The sequence below is a fragment of the Chitinophagales bacterium genome, assembly GCA_019694975.1.
GTDB lineage: Bacteria > Bacteroidota > Bacteroidia > Chitinophagales > UBA10324 > JACCZZ01.
On sequence record JAIBAY010000004.1, the window covers coordinates 401278 to 414704 of the forward strand.

Genomic DNA, 13427 nt, shown 5'->3' on the forward strand with positions numbered 1-13427 from the left:
TTAGTTCTCTGACCTTAGTGAAAGCGTACCCCAATGCGCATTTCGATCTGCATATAAAACAGACACCTGTTGAGATCTGACTTTTATTCGGCATTCGCATTGTTTGCCAACTTTATTGCCCGGTTTGATTGCAACAATATGTTCTCCGGGAATAACCTTGTGTTCAAATGTTTTGTTTATCAACTGCAAGGTTCCCACTGTTTCATTATCAATCAAAATAATGGCAGGAGGATATTCTGTTTCGAGGTAGTGGCTGATGAACCCCCCTTTTTTGGTGCGAATCTGAATAGTGCCATATTCAACAGATGGGAGCCATGCACTCTCGTCTCCGGGAGACCTAAGCATTTCAACAACCTGCATTACATCTTTCTCAAAAGAAGTATTCCTGATGGTGGCGGCATGTATGGTTGCAAAGGCAGTTAATGAAGGCGGGATATCCTGCTTCCCGGGCATTCTTGCTTCATCAATCAGCAGTGGGGCAATACGGATGTGAGTGTTTTTCAGCGCAGCAGTCAATTCCCGGTTTACATAGTCGCCCGGCGCATTTAGTATCGTAGCGGATTGTTTGACCGTGCGTAGCCAGTTTTTTCCTATCACCACCAACACCACATCCATATCTCTGATTATTGAATCAATGGTTGCAGCAGTTGTCTGTGGGTTACTTTGTTTAACTTCTAATGCTGGTAAATGCTCCTGTATATACAGACGGAGTCTTCCTACAAAACCTTTGTCATCCGGATGATAGCTTATATATAGACGCATATCAAAAAAATTAAAGCCGTTGTGAGTCACTACAGCGCACTGAAAAAGGTGTTGACCAATATTCCGCCCTCTCTTTAATGCACAAATTAACGGAATAAAACTTTATGTATTTTGATAATATTAATCTTATTGCCGCAACAAACAGCTGATATAATACCAGGATTTTATGGAATAAGGCAGTGTATTATTTCACTGCAGCTTACTATGTTTTGAATAATGGTGATTGGAGTATTTTCAAAGTTTATGGGATTGGGTCAGTTGTTGGTCCGGGTTTCCACAGGCTTCAATGAGGCCGGCAATCGTGAAAAATGCCGGGCAAGAGGATTATCAGGATTTCCAAACTCAATATTCATTACCCGACGCCCAATATCCAATCTTCAATATCGGGCCGATGGTCAGCGTTGCCGCTTCATTTTTATGCGGGGTCTGGTTTATAAAAACCTTCTAGAGGGTGTCCATCCTGTTTTTATTTCATGACAATCAAAATGGTAAAACCCAAGTTGAAATTGTCATGAAAATGCAATACTGTTTAATGAATTGATGTGAAGTGTAAACAAAATAAATTGCCGGTGGTTAAGACATGCATTCATCACAAATTAACTAACCAAAAAAACTTCTACCATGAAACGAAAATCCATCTTCTTATCCGCCTTGTTGCTTGTTACAAGTGTCAACCTTTTTGCAACAGCGCGTTTACAGGTAATTCACAATGCAGCAGATCTTGCAGCCGCAACAGTTGACGTTTGGCTCGATAACACCCTGCTCCTGAACGATTTTAATTTCCGGACGGCTTCACCCTTTATTGATGCGCCATCAGGCGTCGCTTTTAAAGTGAGTATTCAGCCTGCAAACAGCACGGATACGGTGAATGCCTTATTCACTAAAAATTTTACACTCACCGCCGGAAAAACCTATGTGGTGATCGCCAATGGCATCGTAAGCCCATCGGGTTATTCACCTGCCACACCTTTTGATCTATATGCTTATGATATGGGTAAGGAATCTGCGGCGCTGTCTACCAACACCGAAGTCATGGTATTTCACGGAGCAACCGATGCACCGGTAGTGGATGTGAAAGAAGTAGGCGTTGGTGCAGGTACCATCATTGATGACCTGGCATACGGCGATTTTACAGACTACCTGGCTTTGCCTACCGCTGATTATTCCCTGCAGGTGCGTGATGCACATGGCATTACAACCGTAGCGCAATATGATGCACCACTGGCTACCTTAGGTCTGAATGGTGCGGCAGCTGTTGCACTGGCTTCAGGATTTTTGAATCCTGCGGTAAACAGCAATGGCCCCGCTTTTGGTATTTATGTGGCGCTGCCGTCAGGTGGAAGCTTAGTGGCCCTTCCTGCAGCCGCAATTTCCACCGCCCGTGTGCAGGTAATTCACAATGCTTCCGATGCTGCTGCAGCTACGGTGGATGTATGGCTGAATGATACCAAACTGATAGACAATTTTATATTCAGGACAGCCACTCCTTTTATTGATGCTCCTGCCGGTGAAAGCTTCACCATTGCGATCAAGGATCAGAACAGCACCAATGCCGACAACCCGATTGCTTCCTTTAACTACACCCTGGAAGGTGGCTCCACCTACCTGCTGGTGGCAAACGGTATTGTAAGTGCTACGGGCTACAATCCTGCACCTGCTTTTAACCTGGATGTATTTGCAGCCGGCCGTGAACGCGCTACCGAAGCTGTGAACACCGATGTTTTGGTATACCATGGCTCAACCGATGCTCCTGTGGTTGACATCGTGGAAACTGGTGCAGGTGCGGGCACGATTGTTAATGATATTGCCTATAAACAGTTTGCCGGATACCTCGAACTGCCAACAGCAGATTATAAACTTGACGTGCGTGATGAAACAGGTACCACTACTGTAGCATCATATGAGGTACCGCTGGCTGCTCTTTCCTTACAGGATGAGGCACTCACCGTGCTGGCTTCAGGATTTCTGAATCCGGCCAGTAACAGTAATGGCCCTGCATTTGGTTTGTATGTGGCATTGGCAGCCGGTGGTGAATTGCTTGCGCTTCCCTTAGCTACCGGAATTGAGGAAGTTGCATCCACCCTTTCAGCAGTAAGCATGTTTCCTAATCCTGCCCGTGATGCAGTTAATCTGCAATTCGACCTTGACTTGCCGGGTGAGGTGCGGTTGGAAGTGTTCAATGTACTGGGTTCAAGGATGCTGACGCAAAATTTAGGAATGAAATCGTCGGGAACCCATAGCACTACACTGAATGTAAATCAACTTCCGGAAGGACTTTACATCAGCAAGATTGTTGCCGGTACTGACGAGCAGGTTTCGAAACTGATCGTAAGCCGATAATGTGCCTGGTCAGATTTCAGGGAAAGAGGCATCCGGAAGGGTGCCTCTTTTTTATTTATCTGTCTTGAGTTATTGATGCCATTGCTGTACTTTGAAAAGCGCTATAGGAAGCACTGGCCAAAAACCTATTAAAGTTTCAGGGCAGGATAAGGATTCATAAATCGCACCTATCTTCTTGCAGCATTAATATTTTTCTTCAGCAAAGTCCACCCAGCCTTTCTCAAAGTCAGATTCGCTTACACCTAAAACAGTTTGGATGTCAACGTAGGATGTAATCAAAACGGGCAATTTGTCTTTGCCCCATGTCTCAACTATATATTCGATAATAGTGTAACCAACATTATAAATTTGATTGCTTTGGTTCAATTCATTCAGGGTAAGATTTTTTCTCATCCCATACTTCACACTGATGTTATTTACGATATGCGCTTCGTAGTCGCAGATTGCCTCCCAAAACCATTGGGGATATTCCTTGCTAAACTTCTCTTCAAACATTTTGTCAAAATCTCCGGTGTCCTCATTGCCCCATCTTCCCTGTTCTTCTTTTATAAGAATGTTCAGCTGAATGCAATGCGTAAATTCATGAATCGCTGTCTTTACCGGATCATCGGGAAGAATGCTGTTATACCAGTTTGTCCAAAGTAAATGAAATTCGTTGGGGCCGCGGCTTACACCGTTTGCATTACTGTTTAAAAGTCCTGTAGCTTTATTAAAGTCGGCCTGTGCCGGATGAACAAATACCCGGATTGTATCGTGGTCCGGATCATTCAAATCTGTCCTGATGCTGTTGTAATTTTCTTCCAGGTTGTCAGCAAGGTCTTGTGCTTCTTCTGTGTAAATCCCCTGATATGAAATGATAAAATGATCAGTTCTGCATTCTGTTAATTTGTCCACGACCGTAAAACTTCGAAAGGTCTTCATACCGAAGCAGGTAATGACCAGTCCGCCAAATATTAATAGAATGGTTTTTAGTTTCTGCATTGTCCTTTAATTGCTATCTCTTAACTATCGACGGGTCTCTGTAAAAAGCGTTTTGCTGCCAACGGTTGCCAGCCTTGCATTGATGCCGTTGGTCTTTGCAAAGCGTTGAGGGAAGCAGAGACCAACAAGCTGTTAAAGATACAAGGCAGAATGCGGATTGGACATCCGATTCTCTATCTGTTCCGACCAAAAAATCAGGACTAACATTGCAATTTACTGCTGCTGTAAAGCGAAATGAACCAGCGTTATTGTGTTTCAGTATCAATGGCCTGTTGAGGTGGTGAGAGTTGATGGCGTTTCGTCCAGAAATAAACAGCAAAAAGGAGGCAAACGACTGGCAGCACTGCGCCAAACTCATCGACGTAATATTTTGTGTTGCCGGTATCAGCGGTAAGTGGTGTAAATATCATTTGAATAAACAGGTTATGACTGCCGTGAAGCAATACTCCTGTCCAAAGACTCCCTGACCGCAGGCGAAACCATGTAAAAATGAAACTGAGTCCAATCACCATCGCGGTGAAACAACTCAGTGCATAACAGGCAGACGTGCCGCTGTTGTAATCTGCAAAAAGTAAAATGGGATAATGCCAAAGCGCCCAGATGATTGCTGCTACGATTGCTGTTTTAGTATAGCCCAGTTTTTTGTACAACTCCGGTACCAGGAAACCGCGCCAACCTATTTCTTCACCTAAAGCGGTGGCGCAACTGCTGGGAAGTCCATAGAGCGCACCGAGGATAAAAAAGAAAGCAATCGTAACTGCGGTTGGTAAAGTTCCGAAACCGAAATTGTCAGTAACTGCTTTAACATAGTCATGGTTGTAAAAGCCGCCCCATCCAACTGCCCAGATTACTGAATAGGCAATGAGTGCATACAGGAAAGGAACAAGATAACTCCAAACCTGCAAACGGGTGTTGCCCCATTGCCATCCCAACAATGATATTTTCCTGTTCAGTATCCTTGATGTAATCAGCGCAGAGAGTCCGGGACACCACATCAGGCCGGTAACATAAAGTCCAAACCCACTGCCGATTTTTCCCGTATGAATTATGAGCAGATAGAAAGCGGCACTCAATGAAAAAGTGATCAGCAGGAATGTGAGGATTGCTCTTATGCTTTTATCAGGTGCATCTTGCATAGTGTATCTGTTTCTGTTAAATATAATACTAATCTTATCGGAAGCTCATGAGCATCTTAACCGATTGAAAACTGTTGGGAAACAGATCCGGTTGAGCGGAGATTCTCAATACTCCGGCGCTGCCGGATGTTGCTACCAGCTTATCGCTATTTTTTTGTCGATGGATTTTTATTGCGGCCTAAGTGAAGGGTATTGCTGCAGTTGTTGGTCTTTGCAAAGTACTTGGTGCCGTTGTTGGTCTTAACAGAACTTGCTGGAGGGTCAGACCAACAACCTGTTAAAGTCTCCGGGCAAATGAGGATTAGAATTCCTTTTCTCAATCAATCCGGGATTAAAACAAAGGCCGGCTGGCGGGAGTTTTATCTGCTGTTGTTCTAATTGGTGTCATTTAGTAAGTTTATATCCCATATAGCTGCCCAGAAATTTTGCCGTATTGGCAAGTGCAAAAATTAAAATGTAATCAGACCATTTCACGCCCGCTGCTGTAATGATGATGACGTCCAGCAACAGGTACAGGAGCGGGAAAAGAATTACCAGTTTGAACACATCCCGGTATTCTTTTTTCTTCCAGTATCGTGCAACCAGGAAAAAAATGATAAATCCGAAAATACCGGAGATATAAGGGGCAGAATCATTGGCATGTGCCTCATACACACTTTCTTGCTGTCCCGGGTTTATAAGATAGGAATACACAGCAACTTCAGCGAATGAAATAAGCACCAGAGTTATCATTGTCAATAACACCAGTCCGATTAGTTTCGGAATCACAAACTTCTTCATAGGCTTCAGTTCTGTTTTACTATACACATTTGTACGCCGATATTGGTCTTTGCCTCACGTTGAAGGAGGCATTGATCAATAACCTGTTAAAGATTACTGAAAGACGGAGGAACAAAAATCCTTTTCTCCGTACGTCCTGGTTTAAAATAAATCCGGACTGACTGGAGGTTTGTGCTTCTTCTTCGTTGGTCATAGATTTCTGTGCAAGCGCATCAGAACAGCTTACTTATTTTCTAACATGTTTGTAGCAGTTTTATCACCAAGTTGTTCAGCCAGTCCTATAAGTAGTCCTTCGGTACCACGAATGTAGCAGAGCTTGTACATGTCTCCAAACCGAACCACTTCTCCAACGAGTTTTGCACCATGTTTTAAAAGCCTGGTTAGCAATTCGTCAAGATTGTCGACCCTAAACATGACTCTCAAATAGCCAAGAGCATTCACCGGTGCTTTTCTATGGTCAGCTATAGTCTTTGGGTTGTGAAATTGTGAAAGTTCAAGCCTGCTGTGCCCATCCGGAGTTACCATCATGGCAATTTCCACTTGTTGATTCTCAAGGCCTGTTACCCGTCCGGCCCACTCCCCTTCCACCTTCATTCGACCTTCGAGTGACAGTCCGATTTCTGTGAAAAATGAAATGGCATTGTCAAGAGATTCCACCACAATGCCGACATTGTTCATTTCCATTAGTTTACTTTTTGACATGATTTAAGATTTCGTTAAAGTTCTTTGCTCGGGAATTGTTTTTTGCAAAACGCTGAGAGATAAATAGACCAACAACCGGAGAAGGATTCCACGCAGGCTGCGGCTTAAAATCTGCTTCTCCATCAGTCCGGATTGGAGATAAATCAGCACTAACAGCTGATAGTAAATTAGTGGCATTAAATTCCTCCATGTCCCCTCGGGAGACACGGAGGCGGTGAAAATGGTGCCTGAATGATGAACGGTCATTGATTGGTGGAGACTTTACCGTCATCAACATATTCCAGGATATCGCCGGGCTGGCATTCCAGGGCTTTGCAAATGGCTTCGAGGGTACTGAAGCGGATGGCTTTGGCCTTTCCGGTCTTTAAGATCGAAAGGTTCGATAAGGTCAGATCCACTTTTTCAGAAAGCCTGTTGAGTGAGATCTTCCTTTTGGCCATCATCACATCTAAGTTTACAATGATTGGCATAGATTATACAGTTAAATCATTTTCGTTTTGAATATCTACGCCTTTTTGGAAAATAGTCGCTATGATATAGATTACAGCCCCCATCATAATGAATGCTTGGCTGTCTGCCCAAAATTGATCTAAGTTGTCCGGGACAAAACCGTGATGCATTAAAGTTTTAGCTGACTGTCTGGCGATGTAGCTTAACAGTCCGATTGAAAGCGTGTAATAACTGATTTGTGAAATTTGTCTTGAAACGAAACTGTTGAACGGTTTAGACAATTCCATTTTGTGCATCAGCCTGATAACTATGTAAAACAAGCAAGCTTTTAAAATTGAAATGATCAGGATAAAGCTATAGATACCGAAAAATGCGAGTCTGCTGTCTTTATACATTTGCGTTAAGTCCAGCTTTTGATAAAGATTTTGGACGAATTCAGGCTTGTAAAGACTGAAAAAGAAATTTACAATTAAGCCTCCTGCTTCAATAGACAAGCCTACAAAAATGAGCCAAGCCACAATGTATAGACCCCAGAATACGAAGTTGTTTGTTTTCGACATGGTTGTTAAAGTTTAAAGTTATGCCGCAAAGGTAATTAAAAATTATTGATAAACAATAAATAATGATTTAATATCAAAATATTTTTGTCGAATGTTCTCTTTTAGCGGTGTCGTCAGTTCCAATGACCGCAACCGTATTGCACCTACCGGAAGGTGGAGATTCAGGGGCACTTCACTGTCAGCGAACCAGAAAGTTTGATAGCAGCACAAGGCTTGATTTAATAAAAGGTAAGCGGACACCTGATGGTGAAGGGTCTCAGTGGACGCTGGTGGCAGAAGGTGGACGCGGATTAAAAAATCTGCTTATCCATCAGCCCGGATTGGAAATAAATCCGGACTAACAGGTGAGCAGGAGGATGGACTTTATAAAAAAGTGCTGGATAAGTTTTTCAATGGTAAGTTGGACGAGAAAACAACTGCACTGATAAAAGAATAATTTTGAAATGCCTTGAGACTGATGGCTGCATGTATTACGCATGCTGCCTGATTCATTACAAAACCATTGCATTTAACCTGATCCTGTTTTATGGAGCATGAAGTAAGCGATCCTTTAAAGAAAGCAGCGGGAGAAGCACCTGTAAGATCCAATGCCGCGACCGGCTGGAGGAAATGGGTGCCCGGCTTGCAGATGATTGCCAATTATAAACTGCATTGGTTAGCCAATGACCTGATGGCCGGCCTCGTGCTAACGACCATGCTGGTGCCGGTGGGCATCGCATACGCTGAAGCATCGGGCGTGCCCGGCATCTATGGCCTTTATGCAACGGTGCTGCCACTGTTGGCGTATGCCTTATTTGGCCCGAGCCGTATCATGGTGCTGGGCCCCGACTCATCATTAGCTCCTATCATTCTTGCTGTATTACTGCCACTGTCGATGGGTAACCCTGAAAATGCAATCGCACTGGCAGGGATGATGGCGCTGGTTTCAGGTATCGTCTGCATACTGGCCGGTGTGTTTAAGCTGGGGTTTATTACTGAGTTGCTCTCCAAACCAATCCGGTATGGCTACATGAATGGTATTGCACTCACCGTGTTGATCAGTCAGCTTCCCAAGATGCTGGGGTTCAGCATTGAGAGCACGGGACCGTTGCGCAACATGGTGCGTATCATTGAAACCGTCGCGGATGGAAAGACCAACTATGCCAGCCTCCTGATTGGTCTCAGCACGCTGATCGTGATTATGTTTCTGAAACGTTACAAACGCGTGCCCGGCATCCTCATCGCTGTGGTGGGTGCAACCATCGTAACGGCCATCTGGCAGCTTGACTTAACACATGGATTGAAAGTTCTGGGTTCGCTGCCGCAAGGTTTACCGGCATTCAGGTTACCGTTAATAGATATAGACGACCTGCAAACGGTGATTATCGGCGGATGCACGGTAGCCCTTGTTTCTTTTGCCGATACCAGTGTGTTATCACGTATCTACGCTGCGAAAACAAAAACACCTGTTGATCCCAACCAGGAAATGATTGGCCTTGGTGCAGCTAACCTGGCAGCCGGTTTTTTCCAAGGCTTTCCCATCAGCAGCAGTTCATCACGCACACCCGTAGCGGAAGCATCAGGCGCCAAAACACAACTCACCGGTGTGGTGGGCGCGCTGGCAGTGGCCTTGCTTTTATTTTTCGGAGCCGACTTATTGAAGAGTCTGCCCAACAGTGCATTGGCAGCGGTGGTGATTGCTTCCGCGATCGGATTGTTTGAACTGGGTGACCTTGGAAGAATTTTTCGCATACAGCGTTGGGAATTCTGGTTATCCATCGTCTGCTTCGCAGGGGTGGCAGTATTTGGTGCCATACCCGGAATAGGGCTGGCCATTGTGCTGGCAGTGATTGAATTTTTATGGGACGGATGGCGTCCTCATTTTGCAGTGCTTGGCCGTGTAGAAGGCATTCGCGGTTATCATGATATCATGCGGTATCCTGATGCGGAATTAATACCCGGGCTGTTGCTGTTCCGTTGGGATGCGCCTTTATTTTTTGCCAATGCCGCTTTGTTCCAGGAAGAAATCCTGAAGCAGGTTTCGGATTCACCAACACCCGTCAAACGCATTGTAGTAGCTGCAGAACCTGTTACAAGCGTTGACATCACTTCGGCAGACATGCTTACTGACCTGAAAAAGGAACTGGATGCAAGGCAGATAGCATTGCATTTTGCCGAAATGAAAGATCCGGTAAAAGACAAGCTTAAGCGATTTGAATTGCTGCAAGTGCTTGGCACTGATATTTTCTTTCCCACTATAGGTTCAGCAGTTGAAAATTATCTGGATACTTATTAAATGGAGAAGAAGGGATGATGCCTGCCTTTGCCGTTGTTGGGCTTAACAAAGCTTGCGCGAGGCGCAGACCAACAACCTGCGCCACAGTTACCCATACATGTTAACGGAAGTTATCTCAAAATACCCTGAGTCATCCTGTCCCGATTGATAGGGATCAGTAGCTCTTCAATTCATTGACAGATGGCCAAATAGATTCGGCATGTCAGCACTGATTGCTGTTTTTATTTTTTACCAATCAGATCCTGCAAGGCGGCCTCCAGTGAGGGGAAATGAAATACAAATCCCCGGCCGGCAATCTTTTCCGCCGAACATCTTGTGCTCATCGTCAGTGTTTGTGCAAACCCGCCCAATGCCAGCTGTAAGGCAAATGACGGAACCGGAATGTTCAGCTTTTTCCGCTTCAGTGCTTTGGCTATGCTGTTCAACAAAATCATGTATCGTTCAGGCGAAGGTGATACGGCATTGAATGCACCCTGCATGGTTTCATCATCCAATGCATGCAGGTAGATGCCGCAAAGATCGGCTATGTGAATCCAGGGATAAAACGGCAGGCCGTTGCCGAATACCGGTGCTATGCCAAACCTGACAGGCATTACCAGCCTGGGAAGTGCGCCACCTTCAACGGCGAGCACAATGCCGGTACGTAGGCTTACCACTCTTTTGTTCAGCGATGCAATCCTGTTCACTGCCTGTTCCCACTGCAGGCAGGTGGTGGCCAAAAAATCATCGCCCGCTTGCGCGTCTTCCTTGAGCCATTCATCTCCGCGGCTGCCGTAATAACCTGTAGCGGAGGAGGCGATGATGGCCTTCACCTTATTGGGAGTACGTTGAAGAGCGGTATAAAGCAATTCAGTGCTGCGGATGCGGCTTTGCAGAATTTCTGCTTTGTAGCTATTGGTCCAGCGGTGGTTACCAACATTAGCGCCCGCCATGTGGATGATATAATCTGCCTCGCTGATGCATGCATCATCAATTTCATCCCGCGCCGGATCCCAGTGATAAGCAGTGATGCTGCCCTGTGCTTTTTGCCTGCTCAGGTGTGCAACCTTATGGCCACGCTGCTGCAAGAGTTTGGTAAGATGGCTGCCGATTAGACCCGAACCGCCGCTGATTAGTATGTTCTTCATGCAGAGAGCACAATCATTCTTGAAATATACAATTGAAACAGCAGGAAGTTTAAACCATCACGTTACTGATCTGCCAGGCAGGGCACACCTTCTTCCCTTTTACGCTAAAAGCCTGTTGTGTTAACCAATCATGATTGATGCTGCGAACTCCGGCGATTTTTGAGTGATCCGGTTATCCATGCTCAGTGCAGCGAAGATTGATATAGCCGCTGAATGACTGTTTTTGCTTTCTACAAATCGTGGTAACGGAACGCTTTCTGCATAATAATACATTATATCATTTATAATGTGTAAATTCAATTCTTGAAACGAACCGGACTGAACATGAAAAGCATCTGCAAATATTTACTCTTGCTGCTGCCTGTTCTGATGCAAGGTTGCAGGGAAAATAACAGGGCAGAGGAGGAGACAGGTAATGTGCGGAAGAATGAGGCCTTCGTCATTTTCCCGGATGCACCAAAGCTGATGGACGACTGGTCGCGGGAAAACACGCTCATTGTGCATACGCTCTCCGATGCCGGTTACCTTCATCCCACCAACTATTCATTTCAGAATGCGCGGCTCATCCTCAGCTTCACACATCCTGCATTGCTGACCGTGGACCAGGTGCAACTTAAGTTATCACCCTGCCTTGCAAAATCATTGCCTGTGGTAGATGCCGATGAGCTCCAGTTTACATACACGCTGCGCGATGAAGCAGTCTGGGACGATGGCAGCCCTGTTACAAGCGAAGATGTGATATTCACTTTCAAGACCAGTAAGTGCCCGTTAACCGATAACCCTTTACATAAATCAATCTGTAACAATCTTAAAACGATTATTCCGGATGCAGGCAACCCGAAACGGTTTACGATGGTGATGAAGAGGAGATATGTGCAGGCTATCAGCATGGTGACGGACTTTCCGATTTTGTGCCGCAAATTTTTTGATCCTGAAAATGTAATGGGATCAATGACGATGGAACAACTGGATGATCCCGCCTTTGATGCCGGCCGTTATCCTGCACTAAAGCAATGGGAAGCCACATTTAATGACGGCAAGTATGGAAATGATGTGCAGTTTTTCTATGGATGCGGCGCTTATAAAGTAACAGCATGGGAACGCGGACAATCGGTAGTGCTGGAAAAAAAATCCGGTCACTGGACCGACCATCTGCCGGAAGATGATATCTACCTGCATGCCTATCCTCAGCAGATAATATTTAAGGCGATCAAAGATGAAAATGCAAGCATGCTGGAGTTTAAATCACAAACCTTAGACGCTTCCACATTCATCACGAGCAGGATATTGCTCGACCTGCAGCGCGACAGTTTGTTTAACCGTAACTATCATTCGGTGTTCCTCAACAGTTATGCATTTACCTTCATCGGTTTGAACATGCGGCCTGACGGTCTCCGGCATAAACGTATACTCGATGATGTGAATGTGCGGCATGCCATTGCCCTGCTTACGCCTGTTGACAGAATTATTGATGTGGTGGCCATGGGCAGAGCGCGGCGCTGGCCCAGTATGGTTTCACCTCTTAAACCGGAATTCAATGAAGACCTTGCCCTGTTACCGTATGATGTTGCTGCTGCTTCGCAGTTACTGGATAAAGCGGGATGGAAAGATACCGATGGCGACAATATCCGCGATAAGGTAGTTGACGGTGAACGCATTCCTCTGCAGCTGGAGTTGCTTTGCATGGTGCAGGGAAATATGGTGAAGGAGATGACCAACATTATTGCAGAAGGTGCCTGGCCGGCCGGTGTGAAGATTGTTCCGCGGCCGGTAGACGGCGCTGTTTTACGGCAACAGATTACAGATCATGATTTTGATATGGCACTTTCGAGTTGGGCCGTATCCTCGCTGCCTGAAGATTTCAGCCAGCTGTGGTCAACTAATGCATGGGCTACCAGGGGCAGCAATTTCACCGGCTTTGGCAATGCCGCAAGCGATGCACTTATTGATTCCATAGCAGGAATGCTCGATGATACGAAGCGGATACCGATGGTGAAAAGATTACAACGTATCATATATGATGAACAGCCTTATGTATTCATGTACAGTCCCGACAGAAAAGTAGTCATTCACAAACGATGGGGCAATGCAACCGCTACTTCCGAATTGCCTTCATTCATTCCCAACAACCTTTTACTGCTTTCCGCTGCCACTCCCTTAGCAGCCGATGTTCAATAGCAAAAGGAACCAGATCACGTAGGCATTAGGTCGATAAAGGACTTGTTTAGCTGATGTGATCACCGGTTACGGGTAACCGGCGTCTGCCATTATCACCAATTCATTGGACGCAACAAAACGATCATGATCAACATAA

At 45.3% G+C, this 13427-nt stretch carries 11 protein-coding genes; 3 read left to right on the top strand and 8 right to left on the bottom strand.

Annotated elements, in window-relative coordinates; all coding sequences use genetic code 11:
* Positions 1 to 762: a toll/interleukin-1 receptor domain-containing protein gene (locus tag K1X61_10225; GenBank protein ID MBX7109010.1), complete on the bottom strand. Its 762-nt coding sequence runs from the start codon at positions 760 to 762 to the stop codon at positions 1 to 3.
* Positions 763 to 1383: 621 nt separating this feature from the next.
* Between K1X61_10225 and K1X61_10230 the strand changes: the two genes are divergently transcribed.
* Positions 1384 to 3102, top strand: coding sequence for a DUF4397 domain-containing protein (locus K1X61_10230; GenBank protein ID MBX7109011.1), 1719 nt, complete (start codon positions 1384 to 1386; stop codon positions 3100 to 3102).
* 183 nt (positions 3103 to 3285) lie between these two features.
* On the opposite strand, the gene K1X61_10235 is transcribed toward K1X61_10230, so the two are convergent.
* The 6 genes from K1X61_10235 to K1X61_10260 form a co-directional block, all read right to left on the bottom strand.
* Positions 3286 to 4083, bottom strand: a complete 798-nt coding sequence (locus tag K1X61_10235) for a hypothetical protein (protein MBX7109012.1) — start codon at positions 4081 to 4083, stop codon at positions 3286 to 3288.
* Positions 4084 to 4328: 245 nt separating this feature from the next.
* Complete coding sequence (locus K1X61_10240) at positions 4329 to 5219, bottom strand: CPBP family intramembrane metalloprotease (protein MBX7109013.1); 891 nt, start codon at positions 5217 to 5219, stop codon at positions 4329 to 4331.
* A 384-nt stretch (positions 5220 to 5603) separates the two neighbouring features.
* Entirely contained in the window at positions 5604 to 5999 is a 396-nt protein-coding gene (locus K1X61_10245; protein MBX7109014.1) for a hypothetical protein, read from the bottom strand.
* A gap of 222 nt (positions 6000 to 6221) precedes the next feature.
* Complete coding sequence (locus K1X61_10250) at positions 6222 to 6701, bottom strand: VOC family protein (GenBank protein MBX7109015.1); 480 nt, start codon at positions 6699 to 6701, stop codon at positions 6222 to 6224.
* A 242-nt stretch (positions 6702 to 6943) separates the two neighbouring features.
* Entirely contained in the window at positions 6944 to 7171 is a 228-nt protein-coding gene (locus K1X61_10255) for a helix-turn-helix transcriptional regulator (protein MBX7109016.1), read from the bottom strand.
* Between the two features lie 3 nt (positions 7172 to 7174).
* On the bottom strand, positions 7175 to 7711 hold the full coding sequence (locus tag K1X61_10260) for a DUF2975 domain-containing protein (protein ID MBX7109017.1): 537 nt from the start codon (positions 7709 to 7711) through the stop codon (positions 7175 to 7177).
* Positions 7712 to 8237: 526 nt separating this feature from the next.
* Between K1X61_10260 and sulP the strand changes: the two genes are divergently transcribed.
* Positions 8238 to 9986: a sulfate permease gene (sulP, locus tag K1X61_10265; protein ID MBX7109018.1), complete on the top strand. Its 1749-nt coding sequence runs from the start codon at positions 8238 to 8240 to the stop codon at positions 9984 to 9986.
* 221 nt (positions 9987 to 10207) lie between these two features.
* Here sulP and K1X61_10270 read toward each other — a convergent pair whose 3' ends face one another.
* Positions 10208 to 11113: a TIGR01777 family oxidoreductase gene (locus K1X61_10270; protein MBX7109019.1), complete on the bottom strand. Its 906-nt coding sequence runs from the start codon at positions 11111 to 11113 to the stop codon at positions 10208 to 10210.
* 324 nt (positions 11114 to 11437) lie between these two features.
* Between K1X61_10270 and K1X61_10275 the strand changes: the two genes are divergently transcribed.
* Positions 11438 to 13291 (top strand): hypothetical protein, encoded by a 1854-nt coding sequence (locus K1X61_10275; protein MBX7109020.1) that lies wholly within the window; start codon positions 11438 to 11440, stop codon positions 13289 to 13291.
* Positions 13292 to 13427: the final 136 nt, after the last annotated feature.

What these genes read in the sequence shown, in the direction of transcription:
- K1X61_10255 (MBX7109016.1), bottom strand. Translation starts at nt 7,171, where the DNA reads ATGCCAATCATTGTAAACTTAGATGTGATGATGGCCAAAAGGAAGATC.
- K1X61_10240 (MBX7109013.1), bottom strand. Translation starts at nt 5,219, where the DNA reads ATGCAAGATGCACCTGATAAAAGCATAAGAGCAATCCTCACATTCCTG.
- K1X61_10270 (MBX7109019.1), bottom strand. Translation starts at nt 11,113, where the DNA reads ATGAAGAACATACTAATCAGCGGCGGTTCGGGTCTAATCGGCAGCCAT.
- K1X61_10235 (MBX7109012.1), bottom strand. Translation starts at nt 4,083, where the DNA reads ATGCAGAAACTAAAAACCATTCTATTAATATTTGGCGGACTGGTCATT.
- K1X61_10275 (MBX7109020.1), top strand. Translation starts at nt 11,438, where the DNA reads ATGAAAAGCATCTGCAAATATTTACTCTTGCTGCTGCCTGTTCTGATG.
- K1X61_10245 (MBX7109014.1), bottom strand. Translation starts at nt 5,999, where the DNA reads ATGAAGAAGTTTGTGATTCCGAAACTAATCGGACTGGTGTTATTGACA.
- K1X61_10225 (MBX7109010.1), bottom strand. Translation starts at nt 762, where the DNA reads ATGCGTCTATATATAAGCTATCATCCGGATGACAAAGGTTTTGTAGGA.
- K1X61_10250 (MBX7109015.1), bottom strand. Translation starts at nt 6,701, where the DNA reads ATGTCAAAAAGTAAACTAATGGAAATGAACAATGTCGGCATTGTGGTG.
- sulP (MBX7109018.1), top strand. Translation starts at nt 8,238, where the DNA reads ATGGAGCATGAAGTAAGCGATCCTTTAAAGAAAGCAGCGGGAGAAGCA.
- K1X61_10260 (MBX7109017.1), bottom strand. Translation starts at nt 7,711, where the DNA reads ATGTCGAAAACAAACAACTTCGTATTCTGGGGTCTATACATTGTGGCT.
- K1X61_10230 (MBX7109011.1), top strand. Translation starts at nt 1,384, where the DNA reads ATGAAACGAAAATCCATCTTCTTATCCGCCTTGTTGCTTGTTACAAGT.